This is a genomic window from Gammaproteobacteria bacterium, from assembly GCA_016199745.1.
In the GTDB taxonomy this organism is placed as follows: domain Bacteria; phylum Pseudomonadota; class Gammaproteobacteria; order Acidiferrobacterales; family Sulfurifustaceae; genus JACQFZ01.
The window spans coordinates 14,429-34,558 of the sequence record JACQFZ010000005.1; the positions used below are offsets into that span (position 1 = coordinate 14,429).

General features: G+C 58.1%; 17 protein-coding genes. 6 read left to right on the forward strand and 11 right to left on the reverse strand.

Going from position 1 to position 20,130, the window contains the following annotated elements; translation table 11 throughout:
- Positions 1 to 250: 250 nt before the first annotated feature.
- The 8 genes from HY308_01185 to HY308_01220 form a co-directional block, all read right to left on the reverse strand.
- Positions 251 to 1,339: an alpha/beta fold hydrolase gene (locus HY308_01185; GenBank protein ID MBI3896891.1), complete on the reverse strand. Its 1,089-nt coding sequence runs from the start codon at positions 1,337 to 1,339 to the stop codon at positions 251 to 253.
- 62 nt (positions 1,340 to 1,401) lie between these two features.
- Positions 1,402 to 2,256, reverse strand: coding sequence for an S-formylglutathione hydrolase (gene fghA, locus HY308_01190; protein ID MBI3896892.1), 855 nt, complete (start codon positions 2,254 to 2,256; stop codon positions 1,402 to 1,404).
- Position 2,257: 1 nt separating this feature from the next.
- Positions 2,258 to 3,367: an S-(hydroxymethyl)glutathione dehydrogenase/class III alcohol dehydrogenase gene (locus HY308_01195; GenBank protein MBI3896893.1), complete on the reverse strand. Its 1,110-nt coding sequence runs from the start codon at positions 3,365 to 3,367 to the stop codon at positions 2,258 to 2,260.
- A 120-nt stretch (positions 3,368 to 3,487) separates the two neighbouring features.
- Positions 3,488 to 4,216, reverse strand: coding sequence for an ABC transporter ATP-binding protein (locus HY308_01200; protein MBI3896894.1), 729 nt, complete (start codon positions 4,214 to 4,216; stop codon positions 3,488 to 3,490).
- A gap of 74 nt (positions 4,217 to 4,290) precedes the next feature.
- Complete coding sequence (locus HY308_01205) at positions 4,291 to 5,106, reverse strand: ABC transporter ATP-binding protein (GenBank protein ID MBI3896895.1); 816 nt, start codon at positions 5,104 to 5,106, stop codon at positions 4,291 to 4,293.
- Positions 5,103 to 6,425 (reverse strand): branched-chain amino acid ABC transporter permease, encoded by a 1,323-nt coding sequence (locus tag HY308_01210; protein ID MBI3896896.1) that lies wholly within the window; start codon positions 6,423 to 6,425, stop codon positions 5,103 to 5,105. The genes HY308_01205 and HY308_01210 overlap by 4 nt, the downstream gene beginning before the upstream one ends.
- A 4-nt stretch (positions 6,426 to 6,429) precedes the next feature.
- Positions 6,430 to 7,395 carry a branched-chain amino acid ABC transporter permease gene (locus tag HY308_01215; GenBank protein ID MBI3896897.1) on the reverse strand — a complete coding sequence of 322 codons (966 nt, stop codon included), beginning with the start codon at positions 7,393 to 7,395 and terminating at the stop codon, positions 6,430 to 6,432.
- A 187-nt stretch (positions 7,396 to 7,582) separates the two neighbouring features.
- Positions 7,583 to 8,776 (reverse strand): branched-chain amino acid ABC transporter substrate-binding protein, encoded by a 1,194-nt coding sequence (locus HY308_01220; GenBank protein ID MBI3896898.1) that lies wholly within the window; start codon positions 8,774 to 8,776, stop codon positions 7,583 to 7,585.
- A gap of 243 nt (positions 8,777 to 9,019) precedes the next feature.
- Between HY308_01220 and putA the strand changes: the two genes are divergently transcribed.
- Together putA and HY308_01230 are read left to right on the forward strand one after the other, a co-directional pair.
- Positions 9,020 to 12,700, forward strand: a complete 3,681-nt coding sequence (gene putA, locus HY308_01225) for a trifunctional transcriptional regulator/proline dehydrogenase/L-glutamate gamma-semialdehyde dehydrogenase (protein MBI3896899.1) — start codon at positions 9,020 to 9,022, stop codon at positions 12,698 to 12,700.
- 415 nt (positions 12,701 to 13,115) lie between these two features.
- Positions 13,116 to 13,703 carry a hypothetical protein gene (locus HY308_01230; protein MBI3896900.1) on the forward strand — a complete coding sequence of 196 codons (588 nt, stop codon included), beginning with the start codon at positions 13,116 to 13,118 and terminating at the stop codon, positions 13,701 to 13,703.
- 117 nt (positions 13,704 to 13,820) lie between these two features.
- Here the strand turns inward: HY308_01230 and HY308_01235 are convergent, their stop codons facing one another.
- Entirely contained in the window at positions 13,821 to 14,093 is a 273-nt protein-coding gene (locus HY308_01235) for a hypothetical protein (GenBank protein MBI3896901.1), read from the reverse strand.
- A gap of 370 nt (positions 14,094 to 14,463) precedes the next feature.
- Between HY308_01235 and HY308_01240 the strand changes: the two genes are divergently transcribed.
- The 4 genes from HY308_01240 to HY308_01255 all read left to right on the forward strand — a co-directional run bounded on the left by HY308_01240 (position 14,464) and on the right by HY308_01255 (position 17,075).
- Positions 14,464 to 14,934 (forward strand): MarR family transcriptional regulator, encoded by a 471-nt coding sequence (locus HY308_01240; GenBank protein ID MBI3896902.1) that lies wholly within the window; start codon positions 14,464 to 14,466, stop codon positions 14,932 to 14,934.
- Between the two features lie 94 nt (positions 14,935 to 15,028).
- Entirely contained in the window at positions 15,029 to 15,454 is a 426-nt protein-coding gene (locus HY308_01245; GenBank protein ID MBI3896903.1) for an organic hydroperoxide resistance protein, read from the forward strand.
- Positions 15,455 to 15,502: 48 nt separating this feature from the next.
- Positions 15,503 to 16,303: an alpha/beta hydrolase gene (locus tag HY308_01250; protein MBI3896904.1), complete on the forward strand. Its 801-nt coding sequence runs from the start codon at positions 15,503 to 15,505 to the stop codon at positions 16,301 to 16,303.
- Positions 16,304 to 16,634: 331 nt separating this feature from the next.
- Positions 16,635 to 17,075, forward strand: a complete 441-nt coding sequence (locus HY308_01255) for an NUDIX domain-containing protein (GenBank protein ID MBI3896905.1) — start codon at positions 16,635 to 16,637, stop codon at positions 17,073 to 17,075.
- A 21-nt stretch (positions 17,076 to 17,096) separates the two neighbouring features.
- On the opposite strand, the gene HY308_01260 is transcribed toward HY308_01255, so the two are convergent.
- Both HY308_01260 and HY308_01265 read right to left on the reverse strand, forming a co-directional pair.
- Complete coding sequence (locus HY308_01260; GenBank protein ID MBI3896906.1) at positions 17,097 to 18,131, reverse strand: EAL domain-containing protein; 1,035 nt, start codon at positions 18,129 to 18,131, stop codon at positions 17,097 to 17,099.
- Positions 18,132 to 18,142: 11 nt separating this feature from the next.
- The gene (locus tag HY308_01265; GenBank protein MBI3896907.1) at positions 18,143 to 20,098 is read right to left on the reverse strand and encodes a PAS domain S-box protein; all 1,956 of its coding nucleotides are present in this window, start codon (positions 20,096 to 20,098) and stop codon (positions 18,143 to 18,145) included.
- Positions 20,099 to 20,130 lie beyond the last annotated feature (32 nt).

Sequence of the window (20,130 nt, forward strand, 5' to 3'; positions counted from 1 at the left end):
ATCGGGCCAAAAAATTGTACCAGCGCAACCGTGTTACGCCGCCTGCGGCGGGTGCGCGAACATCCCTTGTTACGCGGCAATATCCGCCACGGACGATGATCAAAGGGGAATCACATCGTGCTGTCAATAACGTCGATTCAGGGTGTCCTTGGCAGGGCACATCATCGGCTAGATGGCAATGGCTTTTATAGCCAATTTATTGACTGCGGATGACAACCGATACCTTGCTCGCATGGCTGCCGAGCTTGCATTATCGACCCGTAGCGACCGCGTCTAGCCTAGCCAGAAAATGCCGTAACACCGGCGCCCAACGTTTGGCGTCGACGGTGGGCGCGAAATGGCCGTTATCGCTATCGATTTGGAAATAAGTAGCGTCGATTCCGTTCGCCGTCAACGTCGCCATAACGTTCGGCGCGAGCGACGGGGTGAAATAGGGATCGGTCGCTGACAACACGTAGAGCACCTTGGCCTTGATCTGCGCGAAGTCCTTTTCGGCGTTGTAACCGTCGGCCGCCCGGCGCATCACGATCAATGAATGCGCGTCGAAGAATTCCGCCCAGATGCGCGCGACCCGCTGCAATAATTTACGACGCAGCGCCTCGTCGGTACGCCGCTCGAAATTCCAACGCTCGAGCTCGGCGATGCGAACCTTCATGAGCGCCGCTTTTACTCCGCCGCGATCATAGTACCAACCATTGTTCCAGTTCGGATCTTGCACAAACTCGGCGATCAACCAATCGACCCCGTCCGAGCTACCCGAGCCCTTGGGCGCCGACGCTGTGACGACGATGCCGTCGACCATCGTCGGATAGGTAACCGCCCACTGAAATGCCTGGTAACCGCCGTAGGACCAACCCACCACCGCAACCACATGCTGAACACCGAGTCGATCGAGCAGCGCGCGTTGCGCCGCCACCATATCGACCATTGTGATTTCGGGAAAATCAGGGCCGTAAGACTTACCGGTGCGCGGATCGATGCTCGCTGGGTGGGTCGAACCATGCGACGAGCCGAGCGTGTTCGAAGCAACGACGAAATAACGGCGAGTATCGATCGGCTTGCCGGGCCCGATCAGCGCATTCCACCAACCATTCTCGGTATCGCTTACACCGCGCGCCGCCTTGCCCGGCTGATAAAGCCCGGCAGCGTGTTGATGGCCCATGTAGCCGTGAGTAATAAGAATGGCGTTACGCCCATCACCGGCGAGCGCACCGTAGGTCTCGTAAGCGATCTCTAACCGCGGCAGAATCTCGCCGCTCTGCAAGCGAAAGTCGTCGATGACGGCGATTTTGCTTTCAACGGCGTTACTGTTTTCTTTCGGTGATTCGGCCTCAGACATATCCACGACTGCCTCCTCTCCCGTCACTCATTGTTATGGGCATTATCATCGGCGGTAGATCGTCAATGCGGAGTCCGTTGATACAAATATGTCGCATGATGCAGCAAATGCTCCGCAATCACGCTCTGCACAAACCAATAAGAATGATCGTAGCCTTCGTGCCGTCGTAGCCGCAGTTCCTGGCCAGATGCCGCGGCGGCGGACTCCAGCGCTTCCGGCTGCAGTTGCTGCAGCAAGAACTGGTCCTTCATTCCTTGATCGACCAAGATCGGCCCCGGATAACGCCGGCGACGCAACAGGACACTCGCGTCCCACTCTTGCCACTGATCACGGTTGGGGCCGAGATAATGGCTGAACGCTTTTTCACCCCATGGCACCGCCGTCGGATTCGCGATCGGCGCCAATGCCGACACCGAGTGCCAACGGTCCGGATGACGCAATGCGGCGACTAACGCACCGTGACCGCCCATCGAATGGCCGGTAATGCCGCGGGCACCGGCGAGCGCGGGGAAGTGCTGCTCGATTACGCTCGGCAATTCGTCGTTCACGTAGCGGCTCATTCGGTAGTGCCGGCTCCACGGCTCGGCCGTTGCGTCGATGTAGAAACCGGCGCCAACGCCGAAATCCCAGTTGTCGCTGTCGCCCGCTAAATTCAAGCCGCGCGGGCTGGTGTCGCACGCGACCAGCATTAAGCCGAGCTCGGCGGCGAGGCGCTGCGCACCGGCTTTGATCATGAACGTCTCTTCGGTGCAGGTGAGACCGGCGAGGTAATACAGCGTCGGCACCGGCGCGCGCTCGGCCTGCGGCGGAACGAAAACGGCGAACTTCATGTCGGTGCCGGTGGCGGTCGACGCGTGCGTGTAAAACCCCATGCGGCCGCCGAAGCAGCGATGCTCACTGCGCGTTTCGATCGTCATATCAGTACACCACGACGCTGCGGATCGACTCACCACGATGCATAAGGTCGAAGCCGTCATTGATACGCTCGAGCGGCAGCGTGTGCGTAATCAAATCGTCGATGTTGATCTTGCCGTCCATGTACCAATCGACGATCTTCGGCACATCGGTGCGGCCGCGCGCGCCGCCGAAGGCGGTGCCCTTCCAGATACGGCCGGTAACGAGCTGGAACGGACGCGTGTGAATTTCCTGACCGGCGCCGGCGACGCCGATGATCACCGACACGCCCCAACCGCGGTGACAACATTCGAGCGCCTGCCGCATCAGCTCGACATTGCCGACGCATTCGAAACTGTAATCGGCGCCACCGTCGGTGAGCTCGACTAGGTGCGGTACAAGCTCGCCGCGCACTTCTTTCGGATTGACGAAGTCGGTCATGCCGAATTTGCGCGCCAGCGCTTCGCGCTTGGGATTGAGGTCGACACCGATGATCCGATTGGCACCGACCAAACGCGCGCCTTGAATGACGTTGAGGCCGATGCCGCCGAGACCGAACACGACCACGTTCGCGCCGGCTTCGACCTTGGCGGTGTTGATGACCGCGCCGATACCGGTAGTGACACCGCAACCGATGTAACACACTTTGTCGAACGGTGCGTCTTCGCGGATCTTCGCCAGCGCGATCTCCGGCAACACCGTGAAGTTGGCGAAGGTCGAGCAACCCATGTAGTGATGAATCTTTTTACCGCCGATGGAAAACCGGCTGGTACCATCCGGCATCACACCCTTGCCTTGGGTGGCGCGAATCGCCGTACACAGATTGGTTTTGTGCGACAAACAGGATTTACATTGGCGACATTCCGGCGTGTACAGCGGAATCACGTGATCGCCCTTCTTCAAGCTGGTAACGCCGGGACCGACGTCGACGACGATACCGGCACCCTCGTGGCCGAAGATCGCCGGGAACAATCCTTCCGGATCGGCGCCGGAGCGGGTGAACTCATCGGTATGACAAAGACCGGTGGCCTTAATCTCGACCAGCACTTCGCCGGCTTTCGGCCCGTCCAACTGTACGGTCTCTAGGGTTAAGGGTGACCCTGCTTGGTAAGCCACTGCGGCGCGTACGTCCATACTCTCTCCTAAAAAAGCGGTTTGAATTGATTTAGGGAGTGGACGCTACAGCGGAACGCGGCGCGACGTCTAGCTCAACGACCGGTCTCCCTCTCCCCTTGCGGGAGCGGGGATAAAAATTTATTCCTCGCCTAAATACGCCTTACGCACCGCCTCGTTCGCCGCGAGCTTGGCGGCCGAGTCTTCGAGAACAATCGAGCCGGTCTGCAATACATAACCGCGATGAGCGATGCCTAGCGCCATGAGTGCGTTTTGTTCGACCAGCAAAATGGTTTTACCGTTTTGGTTGAGCGTTTTGAGAATATCGAAGATCGTCTCGACGAAAATCGGCGATAACCCCATCGACGGCTCGTCGAGCAGAATCAATTCCGGTTCCTGCATCAACGCACGCGCTACCGCCAACATCTGCTGCTCGCCGCCGGACAACGTGCCTCCTTGTTGGGTAACGCGCTCTTTCAGGCGCGGAAACAATTCGAATACATTGGCCATGCGATCTTTGATGACGCGCTTGTTCTTCACCAAAAACGCGCCGACTTCCAGATTTTCCCGCACCGTCATTTCCGGAAAAATGCGCCGGCCTTCCGGCACATGCGCCATGCCGAGACCGACAACCTTGTGTGGCGGCAGGCCGGTGATTGGCTGGCCGGCGTAGACGATGTCGCCGCTGCGCGGTTTCAACAACAGCGATACTGAGTGCAGCGTTGTCGTCTTGCCGGCGCCGTTACCGCCGATGAGGGTGACGATTTCGCCGCGGTTGACGTGAAAACTGATGCCTTTGAGCGCATGGATCTTGCCGTAGTAGGTATGTAAGTCGCGCACGGCGAGCAGCGGTGCATCGGTTTTTGTCATCGACTGCTGACTCCTCTCCCCATTACACGATGTAGATGTCGGTGGGCAGAAAAGCGCTGCCCAGCCGACGTTTTCTAGCGACTTTTCTGCCCCGAGTTCTCCGAGCCCAACTTGCCGGTCGCTTCGCCGCGACCGAGATACGCGGTGATGACGTGCGCGTCGGCGCGGACTTGCGCCGGCGTACCTTCGGCGATTTTTTGCCCGTAATCGAGCACCGTTACCGAATCGGAAATGGTCATGACCAAGCGCATGTCGTGCTCGATCAATACCACTGTCAAATCGAATTGATCGCGCAGTTGGCGGATCAACTTTTTAGCGTCGTCGGTCTCGTGCGGATTCATGCCGGCGGACGGCTCGTCGAGCAAGATCAGCTTCGGGTCGCTGGCCAAGGCGCGGGCGATTTCAAGTCGGCGCTGCTCGCCATACGGCAAGTTGCGCGACAGCTCGTTCGCTTTGTCGTCGAGGCCGACGAATTGCAATAACTCCGTCGCTTTGTCGATCGCGCTGCGCTCGCCGTCGCGATAGCGGCGGGTATGCAACAACGCGTCGATATAACGCGTCGGCAGGCGCGCATGCCGGCCGACGAGCACGTTCTCCAGCACCGTCATGCCACCGAACAGACGGATGTTCTGAAACGTGCGGGCGATGCCGACGGCGGCGATTTGATCGGGACGCAGACCGACGAGGTCTTTACCATCGAAGCGGATGCTGCCGCTGGTGGGCCGGTAAATACCGGTGATCAAATTGAAGAAGGTGGTTTTGCCGGCGCCGTTTGGGCCGATGACCGAGACGATTTGCCGATGCGGTACGTTAAACGACACGTCATTGACCGCGAGCAGACCGCCGAAGGTTTTGCGCACGTTGAACGCTTCGAGCAACGGCGTCGTCATAATTTCTTGGCGCCGGCGCTGATATTGATCTCACCGGCCTTGCGCGCCAACTCGTGCGCGCGCCGCTTCTCCGGTACCAATCCTTGCGGCCGATACAGCATCATGGCGATCAGAATTAAACCGAAGATCAATCGCTCGTACTTTGACGGCTCGAACTGCGCCGGCAGGTTGGCCAACGAATAGCCGAGAATTTCCACACCATCGGCGCGCAGGCCGTTCAACCAGGTGCTGAGCGCCTTCAACACCTGCAAATTCAAGATTGTCACGATCGCCGCGCCGACGATGGCGCCGCGCACCGAACCCAAACCGCCCAAGACGACCATGGCAAGCACGCCGATCGATTGGTTGAAGTCGAACGATTCGGGGCTAATAAATGTTTGCTTCGACGCGAACAGCGCGCCCATAACGCCGGCAAAGCTGGCGCCGGTAGCGAACGCGATCAACTTCGTTCGCACCAAGGGAACACCCATCGCCTGCGCCGCCACTTCGTCTTCGCGAATCGCCACCCAGGCGCGGCCGATCTTGGAATTATCGAGCCGGCGGGTAAAAAAAATCGCCAGCCCGATCACCGCCAACACCAATGCGTAATAAATCAGCGCTTGCCATTTGAACGGTGGGATCAGCGACGTACCCAAGGCCTTGGCCACGCTCGATAACGGCTGGCCGATACCGGTGATGCCGCGCGGGCCGTTGGTGATGTTGACCGGCTTATCGAGATTGTTCGCCAGTACGCGAATCACCTCGCCGAAGCCGAGCGTAACGATCGCCAGGTAATCGCCGCGCAATCGCAGCACCGGCAAGCCAAGCAACACACCGGCAGTAGCGGCGATGATGACGGTGAGCATCAAGATGACGAAGAAGAAATCGGGCGGTAGTGGAAAAAAACTGGCAGTGGCGCCGATGCTCAAGAACTGATTGGCCTGAGCGGAACCGAAAATCGCCCAGGTATAAGCACCGACGGCGAAGAACGCGACGAAGCCGAGATCGAGCAAGCCGGCGAAGCCGACGACGATGTTCAGCCCTAACGCCAACGCCGCAAAAATACCGACCTGCGTGACCACGTCCAAATAAAAGGTGTTGCGCAATCCTATATAAGGAATCACCGCCATCAGCAGCACCACAAAAATCGCCGCCCGCGCCCACGGCGCCATGGCGACCGAGCTCGCCAGAAACAGGCTAGCGAGCAGTGCCAAGAAGGCGAAAGTGTCCAACAAACCAGTGCCGGAAAAGACCTGAACTTTGATAACGATAGCGGCGATGACATAGGCGACCACCCACCAGGTCCAGTCGCGCGGTCGATCGAGTTCCGAAGTCATCATGGCGTTACACCTTCTCTACCGTCGCTCGCCCCAACAACCCGGACGGGCGGAAGATCAAGATCAAAATCAAAATACCGAACGCGAAGATGTCTTTGTATTCCGTGCCGACGGCGTTGTCGGTCAGGATCGGCAGGTAAGTACCGGCAAGCACTTCGAGCACGCCGAGCACAATCCCGCCCAACATGGCTCCCGGGATGTTGCCGATGCCGCCCAACACGGCGGCGGTGAACGCCTTGATGCCGGGAATAAATCCGGAAAACGGATCCAACTTTCCGAACTGCAAACCGTACAACACGCCGGCAACGCCACCGAGCGCACCGCCGACCAGGAACGTCAGCGCGATCATGCGATTGACGTCGATGCCCATGAGCGCGCTCGCCTTTTGATCCTGCGCGACCGCGCGGACGGCACGGCCTAAGCGGGTGTAGTTCACAAGGTACGTGAGACCGATCAACATGGCGACGCCGACCAGGACGATAGCGATCGATTTGTACGGGACGATGACGCTGTCCGACAATTCGACCGATCGGTAGAAAAATTCGAAATCGGGAAACGGCCGAATGAAGTTGCCGAACAGGCTCTCGATGAAGCGGACGAAATCTTGCAGAAACAAACTGACGCCGCAGGCGGTGATCAACGGTACCAAGCGCGGCGCATTGCGCAAGCGTAACGGTCGATAGGCGATACGCTCGGTAACGACGGCGAGCGCACCCGAGATGAGCATCGCCGCGGTAACGGCGAGCAGCAATTGCAACGCCGGATGCATGCCAGTGCCGGCGGTGCCGAACGTCAGCACTTCGATACCGACGATGCCACCGACCATGAAGATCTCGGCATGGGCGAAATTGATCAGGCCCAACACGCCGTAGACCATGGTGTAGCCGAGCGCGATGACAGCGTAGAGCAGACCGAGCACTAAGCCGTCGGTAAGCGTAATCGGCAACAGCTGTAGTCCTTCGCTGAAATTCATGGCGACGGCCCCGCTATATAGAACTTCACACTTCTAAACGAAGTGTCCCTCTCTCCCCTTGCGGGAGAGAGGGCAGGAGAGAGGGGACGTCATAAAAGCCCGCGGCAATAATATTCCCCCTCTCCCCTTTCCCCTCTCCCGCAAGGGGAGAGGGGAACCCTTCGTTATGCATGAGCAACGAAATAGCTCAGCTATTCGGCGCCTTCTTCTCGATGATGCTCTTCACGTCGTTCTTGTCCGGCGTCGGACCGACACCAACAACGACATACTTCGCCACTTCGATATCGCCACGGCTGTTGAACGAGATCTTGCCGGTCAAACCGTCGAACTTGACCTTGCGCACCGCCGCCGCCACTTGCTCGCGGCTCGGCTTGTTACCGCCGTTGGCCTTGGCGGAATCGGCGATGGCTTGCAGCACGACCCGCATCGAGTCGTAACCGTAAGCCGAATACGCCTCGGGGTCCTTATTGAATTTAGTCTTGTAGACCTCGGCGAACTTCTTCGCCGCCGGCAATTTGCTGAGCGGTACGCCAAGCGTGGTGAAGTAAGCCTTGGTGACGTTCTCGCTGCCGGCGATCTTTTGCAGATCGCCGCTGTCGAGGCCGTCGCCGCCCATGAATACGGCGCCGACTTTCTTCTGCCGCATCTGCTTCAGCAATAGGCCGCCCTGCTGGTAGTAGCCGCCGAAGTAAATGATGTCAGGTTTGTCGATGGCGGCACGGTTTAGGACGCTGGAGAAATCCGTTTCCTTATCGTCGACGCCGCTCGCCAACATGACCTTGACGCCGGCCTTCTTGACCGCCGCTTCGAACGCATCGGCGACACCGGCGCCATACGCGGTCTTGTCGTTGATGACGTAGACCTTCTTCGCCTTCAGATCTTTGACGGCGAAATCCGCACCGACCGGACCTTGCACGTCGTCGCGGCCGCAAATGCGATTGGCGATGGCGCGGGTCGATTCGCGATCGGTCACTTGCGGGTTGGTGTTGGCCGGCGATACTGCGACCAGATTGGCCTTGGCGTACACCTCCGAAGACGGAATGAATACGCCGGAGTTGTAGTGGCCGACAACGGCGAGAATGTCCGGGTCGTTGATCAGGCGGTTGGCGTTAGCGACGCCCACGTTGGGATTGGCTTGGTCATCTTCCGGTTGCAGCTGCACCTTGAAGCCCTGGCTGGTAAGCAGTTTGCCGTAATCCTCCAACGCCAGTTGCGCGCCGAGTTTGATCGATTCGCCCGACGGCGAGTTCGGGCCAGAGAGCGGCGAATGGGTAACGATTTTGATGGTACCTTTGTCCGCTGCTGATGCACTACCCAGACCAAACAGGCCTGCGGCGGCAATACCGGCGATTAACGCCAATCTCGTGCGCTTGTGGTTCATACAATCCTCCTAAGTCCAGTTAGGTGAAACAACTGTTCAGCGGCTCGCCTCGTTGGGCCAGCCGCTAAGCGTCCGAACTAAACAGCCCGGCCCAGGGCGAGCTTAAGTTCTGCCATGGCGGCTTTCAACAACTTCAGAAGGGAATACGAAATATTGTCTAACGCGCCCGCCCTTCCCCTTCAATCGGCAGACGTTTTAGCCGACCATTTTGTCTCCTATCCTTAACAATGACATAGGCGCTTAATCGCAGGAGCCGGTACGACGAACCCACACTCCAACTCACCCCTCGCCAACGACGAGCAGGCGCGCCGCGATCGACTACGCCAGGCGATCACCGCCGCCTATCGACGCGACGAGCCTACCTGCATGCACGCATTGATAGCGCAACTACAATCATTGGCGCCGAGCGTGCCGCAAATACTCGAACGGGCGCGCCGCTTGGTGACCGCCGTACGCGACAAACGCACGCACGCTAGCGGCGTCGACATGCTGATGCATGAGTTTTCGTTGTCGAACCAAGAAGGCATTGCTCTGATGTGCTTGGCGGAAGCGCTGCTGCGTATTCCGGACGCCGATACCGCTGACCGCTTGATCCGCGACAAAATCAGCAAGGGCGATTGGAAGGCGCATCTCGGCCATAGCCCATCGCTGTTCGTGAACGCCGCTGCTTGGGGCCTGCTCATCAGCGGCAAGCTGGTCGCGACCCGCAGCGAGCACACGCTCGGCAATGCGTTGCTGCAACTGATCGCCAAAGGCGGCGAACCGTTGATTCGTAAAGGCGTCGACATCGCCATGCGACTGCTCGGCGAGCAATTCGTTATCGGCGAAACGATCCAACAGGCGCTCGACCGCAGCGTCGAGCACGAGCTTCGCGGTTACCGTTACTCGTACGACATGCTCGGCGAGGCGGCGCTGACCGCGGCCGACGCCGATCGTTACTGCCGAGCTTACGAACACGCGATTCACACGATCGGCCAAGCGGCCGCCAGCCGCGGGCTTTATCGCGGCCCCGGTATTTCGATCAAGCTGTCGGCATTGCATCCGCGCTACAGCCGCGCGCAGCGCGAGCGCGTGTTGACGGAATTACTGCCGCGGTTATGGCAGCTGTTACGGCTGGCGCAGCAGTACGACATCGGCGTCAACATCGATGCCGAAGAATCCGAGCGGCTCGATCTGTCGCTCGATTTGCTGGAACGGCTCGCGCTCGATGCCGATTTACGCGGCTGGCACGGTATCGGCTTCGTTGTGCAGGCGTATCAAAAACGCGCGCCGTTCGTTATCGACTATCTCGTCGACCTGGCGCAACGCAGCGGCCATCGGCTGATGATCCGACTGGTGAAAGGCGCCTATTGGGACAGCGAGATCAAGCACGCGCAGGTCGACGGGCTCGACGGTTATCCAGTGTACACGCGCAAGGCGCATACCGACGTGGCTTATCTCGCCTGTGCGCACAAGCTGCTGATCGCCGGCGACGCCGTATATCCGCAATTCGCCACGCACAATGCACATACGGTGTCGGCGGTTTATCAAATGGCGCTCGATACTGGCGTTAGCGACTACGAGTTCCAGTGCTTACATGGTATGGGCGAGTCGTTGTACGACGAAGTCGTGGGCAGCGATAAGCTCGATAAGCCCTGCCGAATTTATGGCCCGGTCGGTAATCACGAAACGTTACTGCCCTACCTCGTGCGGCGCTTGCTGGAAAACGGCGCCAACAGTTCGTTCGTCAATCGCCTGGTCGATGAAACTATCAGCATCGATACCCTGATCGCCGATCCGCTCATCCAAACGCAGCAATGGCGGGGTCAGCCGCATCCGCAAATTCCACTGCCGCACGATCTCTATGGCGCTACTCGACGCAACTCCAGCGGCGTCGATCTCGCTAATGAATCGGTGCTGGCATCAGTGCAACGCGAGCTCGATGCGCTGACGCATAAATTATGGGAGACGAGACCGTTATTGGCGTCCGGTCGTCATCACGGTCAAGATGCCGAGCGAATTACCAATCCCGCCGATCGCCGCGACCACGTCGGCAGCGTAGTGCCGGCAACGCTCGCCGATGTCGAAACCGCGCTGGCCGCGGCAACAGCGTTTGCGCCGCAGTGGCAACGCACACCGATCGCCGAGCGCGCCGCCATGCTCGAACGCGCGGCCGAATTGTTGGAACAGCATCGGCCGACGTTGATCAGCCTATGCATTCGCGAGGCCGGCAAGACCTGGCCGAACGCGATCGGCGAAGTGCGTGAGGCGGTTGATTTCTGCCGCTACTATGCCCAGCAGATGCGGGCCAACTACGCGCAACAGACACCGGCCGCACTCGGCCCGGTCGTGTGCATCAGCCCGTGGAATTTCCCGCTGGCGATCTTCGTCGGCGAAGTCGCCGCGGCGTTGGTCGCCGGCAATCCGGTGCTGGCAAAACCGGCGGAACAAACTCCGCTCGTCGCCGGCTTCGCCGTGACGGTGTTGCATCAAGCCGGCGTTCCGCCGGCGGCGCTGCAATTTCTGCCGGGCGCGGGCGATGTTGTCGGCGCGGCGCTGGTCGCCGATGCGCGCGTGCGCGGCATCGTTTTCACCGGCTCGACCGAAGTGGCACAGCACATCAACCGCGCCCTAGCCAAGCGCACCCGTGCGTTCGACGAAATCCCCTTTATCGCCGAGACCGGCGGCCAAAATGCCATGGTCGTCGATTCGTCGGCGCTACCGGAGCAAGTGGTACAAGATGCATTGGCATCGGCGTTCGATAGCGCCGGTCAACGTTGCTCGGCGTTGCGCGTGCTGTGCGTACAAAACGATATCGCCGACAAGCTGATCGAGCTGCTCAAAGGCGCGATGCGCGAATTGCGCGTCGGCAATCCGGCGCAGTTGTCGACCGATGTCGGCCCGGTCATCGACGGCGATGCGCAACAAACACTGTTGACCCATATTCGGCAGATGCGAGACGCCGGCCAACCGGTCTATCAATTGTCGTTACCGGCCGACGGCACGCACGGAACCTTCGTGCCACCGACACTGATCGAGATCGACGCCATAACGACGCTCAAGCGCGAGGTGTTCGGGCCGGTGCTGCATGTGTTGCGCTTCGAGCGCGACCGGCTTGTGCAAGTGCTGAATGACATCAACGCCACCGGCTATGGACTGACGTTCGGCTTACACACCCGCATCGACGAAAGCATCGATCTCGTTACTACGAGCGTACATGCCGGCAATATTTACGTGAACCGCAACATGATCGGCGCCGTCGTCGGTGTACAACCATTCGGCGGCGAAGGCTTGTCCGGCACCGGCCCCAAAGCCGGCGGCCCGCTTTACTTGCAACGCCTGCTGCAACCGAAAAGCGCCGCGCCGATATCGCGACCCGGCACTATCGGTGAACCGCCGGCGCCGGTATTGGCGATGTTGGCCGAATGGGCCCAAGCCAGCGGACGCCGCGAGCTGGCCGAGACGTGTTCGTTCTACGCCACGACCACATTGCTCGGCAAACGTTTGCCGCTCCCCGGCCCGACCGGTGAAAGCAACACACTCGTCTTTGCCGCACGCGGCACAGTTGCCTGTATCGCCACGACCGAATCCGTACTGCTGTCGCAAATCGCCGCCTGCCTTGCCACCGGCAATCGGCTCACGTTCGGCGGATCGACACCGGCAATCGCACTGTTGGATTCATTGCCACCGGCGATTGGCCGACACATCGAGTTCGGCAAGGACTGGCGCACCACGCCGACAGCGGCCGTATTGTTTGCCGGCGACGTGGCCGCGGCCGAACGATTACGCATGGAAATCGCCGCGTGTGACGGCGCACTGATACCGTTCATTAGCGCCGATACGACACAACGCTACCCATTGCTCCGACTGCTCGTGGAACGGGTCATCAGCGTTAACACCGCTGCTGCCGGCGGCAACGCCGGCCTCATGACATTGGGCAACTAAGAAGCGAGTCAATAACGATAGATCCTACGGTTTCTCGCAAACCAAACTTGAATCTCAGACCGCATCAAGAAAGTCGATAGAAAGAAATAGGAGTGCACGCAATGCACTCCTGCAAGTTCATTTTCTGGTCCATGCTGTATGTGGACTTCCCACCTTTTGCCTGACACTTGTAATGTTTCCGTCCAACAATAAGAGGAAGGTCATGCCAAACTAAAATGGCCACACTCGGAATATTTTTATCGAGTTGAGGGTTATTCGACGCTCCCTTTAGTTTAATCGTGCCAGTACTTTCCCCTAGGTTGCGCTTGAACCGATCTGCATGCAGTGGATACCTACCGATGAACCATGTCGTTGAGGAATGAAGTAACGATCATGGTGTTACGTATGGTTGGCAAATCCAAAGGAGTCTTATCCAATGCAAATCACAAAGGAAACATTGCTATCGACCGGTTGCAGCGCGTTACTTTTCTTTTCGATAACCGCAACCGCTGCGGAGGAATCTCAAGCGAAAGACGTCGCACGCCCTACAAAGAGTCCGGCAACGATGCAGGGCATAAAGCTTACGCCCCAACAAGCAGAGGATCTTAAGAAACTTAGAGAAGAAAACAGAGTCCACCTCAGTACAGAACAAGTTTTTAAAACGCTAGGCTTAAACGAGACGGCGACTACACCTGACGACACCGCCGGAACCCTTAGTTCAGGAAAGGGAGAAAGTGTCGGCGATTGTTCGACGATGCAACTGTGGGGCGATGACAGTGGTAATTACACGTTCGAACAATGGCTAGTTCCGGGGCAATCCGCCCTGTTCGGCGAGATCTCCATTTATACGGATGGTCTAATACCGTCCGATGTTCATACTTATCCGCTCACAGGATCGTATCAACAATTTTACGGACGCTTAGGTTTCGTTCCCTGGGGAGCTTCGCAAACGGTAGCCGGCGGTTGGATGCTTACCGACAGCTCCTGGCTCTGTTCCGGTACGGTAACCGCCGACTGGCATTGATTAGTGCTTGAGCCAAAGGCGTAAGCAAATTGATCTAGATAAGCCGGCCAAAACAGAGGCCGGCTTATCTTCTTGGCCAGTGGGTGACCCCAATTTCCGCACCCGAATTTCCCGTCCTCACTGCTGATCCTTGTTCTTTTGGTCCTTCTTTTCGTCCTGCTCCTCCTGTTTGTAGGTCTGCCGATCGATTTGCTTACATACCGGGCCGGCGAGCTTGCCTTTCGAGGAGACATCGACTTTGCAATGGTAGTAGTTGTTCGGCGCTCCATGGCCCGGCGTCGAGAAGTCGAGGTTAGCGCTAAAGTGAAACGTATTCTCGGTCGCCTTGAAGTGTTCGAACATAACCGAATTAAGTTTTCTCACGTCGACCGTTTCATTGCTCAGCGGCAATTTGCACACCTCCATGCGGTCAATAAGCTTGTGACTATCCGTCAATGTTTCAAAGCGAAGGCAGGGATATTCGGAGAATGCGTCAAATTTCACGTAGCGAAGCAGTACGTCTCCAAACCGTTCGAATCCAATTTCCCAGGCTAATAGCGATACTGGATTTTTTTCAACAGTAGACGCGTGCGCAGTCGCGCAGACGCATATCACCACCAAAACACTTGTAAGTCTTTTTATCATGGCAATTACCAGGCACGACGAAAACGGGAACTGGAGGATGTAGGATAACTAAATACGTAATCGCGTTGCAGATCAAACGTAAGGCCGGCAAATTAAATTGTTTACAATTTAATTGTACTTCGTTATATTCGTCACCATGAAATCGTCCAAAGCCGCCCACGCCCCTGCAACCGACGCGTTGCTGTTGGACAACCAGATGTGCTTCGCGCTTTATTCCACGTCGCTGACGATGAGCAAGGTGTACCAGCCGTTGCTCAAGAAGCTCGGTGTGACCTATTCGCAGTATGTGGTATTGATGGCGCTGTGGGAGCGCGATGGTGTGACAGTGTCGGAGTTGGGCGACAAGGTTTATCTCGACTCGGGCACGTTGACGCCGTTGCTGAAGCGCTTGGAGTTGCTCGGGTTGGTCCGCCGGCGGCGTGCGGAAGAGGATGAGCGGCGGGTGTTGGTGAGCCTTACGCCCAAGGGGCGGGAGCTGAAAACTAAGGCGAACGAAGTGGCCGACAAACTCGCGTGCACGGTCCAGTGCTCGCCGAAGGAAGTTAAGCTGCTGACGCGTCGCTTACAGGAAATGCGCGCCATTCTGGTGAAAAGCATTGCAAAATAAAGCAGCAGATCGAATGGCTTTTTTTTAGGTAATTAAATTGTACAAAATATAATTGTTTAATCGTTAATAACTGCAACTACCGAGGAACGTCATCATGAAAATCGAAAAAGTGCTCTATCAAGCAACGGTCACCGCCACCAGCGGCCGCGACGGCCGTGCCATTTCCAGCGACGGCCATCTCGACGTAAAGCTCGCCACGCCCAAAGCGCTGGGCGGGGGCGGCGGTGCCGCGACCAATCCGGAGCAGTTGTTCGCCGCCGGTTACTCGGCGTGCTTCTTGAGCGCGATCAAGTTCGTCGCCAGCCAAGAAAAAGTCGCCGTTGCCGGCGACGCCGCGATCACCGGCACGGTCGGTATCGGCGCCGTACCCGGCGGCTTCGGCCTCGAGGTCGAGTTGCAGATCGCCTTGCCAGGCGTGGATCGCGCGGTGGCGCAAGCGCTCGTCGACAAGGCGCACAACGTTTGCCCGTACTCCAACGCCACACGCGGCAATATTCAGGTGTTATTGACGTTGGTTTGATCGTCTTTCGTAACCGGTGTCCCCTTTAACTCAATAGGAGTCCATGTCATGAAATTCCATTCGCGTCGTTTAATCGCCGTTTCCGCAGCTTTCGTTACCGCGCTGTCGGCCAGTGCATCCGCCGAGGCCGCGCAAGCGGCAGCACCCCTATCCAAAGGAGATCAACCCATGAAATCCGTTGTCATCGTTCACGGCGCCTTTGCCGATGCCTCCGGCTGGGATAAGGTCATACCGTTGTTGCAAGCTAAGGGTTTGAACGTCGTCGCCGTGCAAAACCCGCTGAGTTCGCTCGCTAACGATGTCGACGCCACGAAGCGCGCGATCGATGCGCAGAAAGGTCCGGTGGTGCTGGTCGGTCATTCATGGGGTGGCGTCGTTATCACCGAAGCCGGCGCCAACGACAAGGTAAAGTCGCTCGTGTACGTCGCCGCGTTCGCGCCGTCCGCGGGTCAGTCGGTGACAGATCTGACGAAAGATCTTCCGCCGGCGCCATGGGCGTCATCGCTGATCGCCGATGCCGGCGGTTACGTGACCCTGCCGGCCGAGGTCGTCACGAAGTCCTTCGCGCAGGATCTGCCGGCGGCAAAAACCAAGATCATGGCCGCGACCCAGGGGCCGATTCTCGGCAAGTCGTTCGACGAGAAAGTCGCCAGCGCGGCATGGGAACACAAGCCGAGCTGGTATGTCGTTGCCAGTGACGACCGGATGATCGCGCCGTCGTTGCAACAGGCGATGGCGAAGAAAATCGGCGCGACGACGTCGACGGTCAAGGCGAGCCACGTCGTGTTCATCTCCCAGCCGCAGGAAGTGGCGGCCGCCATCATTGCCGCCGCCGCGGCAATCAAGTAACCGTTGCCACGGTAGGCAGGCGCGCGGAACGCAAGCTACGTTCCGCGTTGCCTTTTTGCATACGCATTGATTGCATCTGGCGTTCATAAAAAAACCTTCGGCGATAGATTTATCTTTTTCTAAGAGACCGTAACAAAATGAAATAGCTTCAACGTAGCCGTCCCCTCCCCTTCAGGGGGAGGGACAGGGTGGGGGTGGGTTTCGAAGCTGTGCCGCAAACCCACCCCCACCCCAACCTTCCCCTGAGGGGGAGGGAGTTAACGTGCCAACGTTCATTTTGTTACCGCCTCTAAGACAATACCAGGCTAACTAGCATAGAATTCGGCGACCCATGGAACTCGCTCAACGCAAAGCCGCCCGACTCGTGATCGTCGATCCGCACGGACGGACGCTGTTGTTTCAATACGAGCGATCTACTACCGAACGATTCTGGGTAACGCCGGGCGGCGGCTTGGAGGACGGCGAAACTTTCGAGCAGGCAGCGGTCCGTGAGGCGCACGAGGAGCTCGGGGTAGCGCATATCTCGCTCGAGCCACTGTGGGAAAGAACGGCTGAATTTATGTTTAGAGATACGCCGGTGCGCCAACAGGAAAAATATTTCCTGGTTCGTCTGCCGCAGTGGGAACAGACGCCGGTGGTCGCCGATGCGCACCGGCAAGAAGGCATTCTGAATACCCGCTGGTGGACCGTGACCGACATGGAGCACAGCGTGGAAACTATTTTTCCGGAAGGGTTGGCAAAAAAAATGCGATCGATCGATACATCCGACTAATACTGCCGACAACCGCCTGCTCTATTTTAAAAAATCGACGCCGCCCTCAGTCACATCGCCACGATTGTCGTTGTCACCGTGCGCGCGCACATGCTGGTGTACCAGCTCGGCAAACTGTATCTCCGACACCGGTTTGCTGAAGTAAAAGCCCTGCATCTCATCGCACGCATGGTCGCGTAGAAATTTCTGCTGCTCCGGTGTCTCAACACCTTCGGCGACCACGGTCAAGCTCAAGGTTTTACCCATGGCAATGATCGCTTCGGTGATGGCGTTGTCTTCCGGATGCAGGGGAATCTCGCGAATGAACGAGCGATCGACCTTGAGGGTGTCGATCGGAAAACGTTTTATCTGTGCCAGCGACGAATAGCCGGTGCCGAAATCGTCGATCGCGAGGCGTACGCCCATCTGCTTGATGGCGCCGAGCAGCATGATCGCGTGCTCGGTGTTTTGCATCACCATGCTTTCGGTGATTTCGAGCTCCAACAACTCGGGTTTGAGATGGGTTTCGGCGAGCGAGTTAGCGATGTCTTTGAGCAATTCGTCATCGACAAACTGGCGCGACGACAGATTGACCGCCATACACAACGGCGGCAATCCTTGCTGCTGCCAGATGACGCTCTGCTCGCACGCCGTGCGCAATACCCATTTACCGATCGGCACGATGAGTCCGGTCTCTTCTGCCAGCAGAATGAACTGCGCCGGCGAAATCATACCGAGCTCCGGATGCTGCCAGCGTAACAACGCCTCGACGCCGGTGATCTGGTTGGTTTTGAGATTAAGCTTCGCCTGATAATGCAGGAAGAATTCGTTACGCTCGAGTGCGCGGCGCATGCTGGTCTCGAGCGCTAAGCGTTCGAGCGTATGTACGTTCAGTTGCTCGGAATAAAACTTGTAGTTGTTTTTGCCCTCCTCCTTGGCGCGATACATGGCGATATCGGCGTTCTTCATCAATACCTGTTCGTCCTGCGCATCCTGCGGATACAGGCAGATACCGATGCTGGCGCTCACCCGGCACTCCTGACCGAGCACAATGATCGGCCGGATAAGCGCCGCCAAAATTTTGCGCGCTACCGTGGCGATATGTTTTCGGGGAAACGCATTTCGAAATCGTAAAACGGCTCGTGCTTGGCCAGCTTGGTGCGATGCCGCACCCAATCTTCCTGCGTTAAGTTGAGCGTCGGGAAATTCCAGAAGGTTTTACCGACGTAAGAGCCGATCAGGCCGGTCTTTTGACCGAGTCCGTCGGACAAGAACACGAAGCGGAAATTATCGTCCTGTTCCCAATACCAGTCCGACGATAGCTCGGTCAGGCTACGAAAGCGCGCTTCGCTCTCGCGCAACACTTTTTCTTCGGCCTTCACCCGTTCCGACAAATCGAGGATGAACGACGCGCCCTTGTCCATCGATCCGCCGAATTGGGTACTGCCGATCAGTACCGGAATGCGCTTGCCGTCTTTGCGGATGTATTCCTTCTCGTAGATATGCGTCTGGCCCTTGGTCTGCAAGTCCAGGGTCGCGCGATTCATGGCGGCGTGATATTCGGGCGGCGTCATCTTGACCCAGTTGACCTTACCGGCGTTCAAATCTTCGCGGGTATAACCGACGATCTGTAAAAACGCGTCGTTGGCATCGGTGATGACGCCACTGAGGTCTTCGGTGAACAAACAACCGATGACATTCGAATCGACCAAGCGGCGAATTTTAATATCGCGCTCACGTTCGGTAACGTCCTTGCCAACACCGCGATAGCCTTTGCACTTGCCGGTGCCATCGAAGAACGGTTGTCCGCTCAAACTGACGTAACATAGTCCGCCGTCGTTGCCGCGGCACATCAGCACCATATCGAAAAACGCTCGACGCGCATCGAGCGTTGCCTTCAATTGCGACCATTGCTCTTCTTTGACGTTGAGAAATGGCAACTCCCAATAAGTCTTACCAATCGGATCGTTCAGCTGCAGCCCGGTTTTGCCGATATCGTTGCCGCTGATGTGGTTGAATCGATAGTACTCGTCGTGCTCCCAATGCCAATCGGGCGATACTTCGGTCATATGCTGGAAGCGCTGACCAATCTCGCGCAACGCATCCTCGGCCAAAGTACGCTGCCAGAAATGACCGATTTGCCCGCCGAGATACAGCACGCCGTTAACCAATCTCGCATCGGGCCGATGAATCTCGCCGGCGAAGAACACGAATACGCCGAGCTTTTCACCGCCGGCGGCGATCGGGAACGTAAACGCGCTGCATAACCCGGCGGCGAGCGCCGCCGGCGCACAGGGAAACGCCGCGGCCTGCGCCAGATCGCGCACCCATACCGTTTGCGCCTGGGCGATGTCGGCTTGGTTCGGCGCCGCCGGCGGCATCGCGATCCACACGTCGCTCTTCATCGACGCGAGGAAAGCTTCGACTGCTGCCGATGCCGAGGCACGGCTATACGTTTCGGCGCAATGCAACCGGCGGCCGTTCACATCGACGTCCCAGCGCGCGCCGCAGGTCCAACCCATCGGCTCGCAGATCTCGCGAATAATTTTCGGCGCCGCGTCGGCAATACCGCTCGATTCGATCAAGATGCGGGCGATGGCGTTTTCGATCGCCAACCGCCGCTCGATCTCGATACGCTCGGTAACGTCGCTGCTGATGCCGCGATAACCTTTGAACTTGCCTTGCACGTCGAACACCGGCTGGCCGCTGACGCTCAAATATTGCGGCTCGCCCTGGTCGCTGACGCGCTGATAAATAAAATGGGTGAACGGCTTATGCGCTTCGAGTAGCGCCCGGTGTGTGTCCCAACGGCCGCCATCGCCGAGCGGCACGGCACCGCCGTGCCACCGCATTGTGCCGATGAGCCGCTGCGGATCGAGGCCGGAGCGGTCGAACACCTTGCCGATGAAGCGGGTGAAAACGTAACGCTCGTCCTGCTCCCAGTACCAATCGGCCGCCAACGAGATGAGGCTTTTTATTTCCTCATCGGACGGTGGACGTCGCAGCTCAAGGACTTGCGCGGATTTCTTCGTATCTCTTGTCATGCCCAAGCACGTCCCGCTTCAGCCCGTGGAGT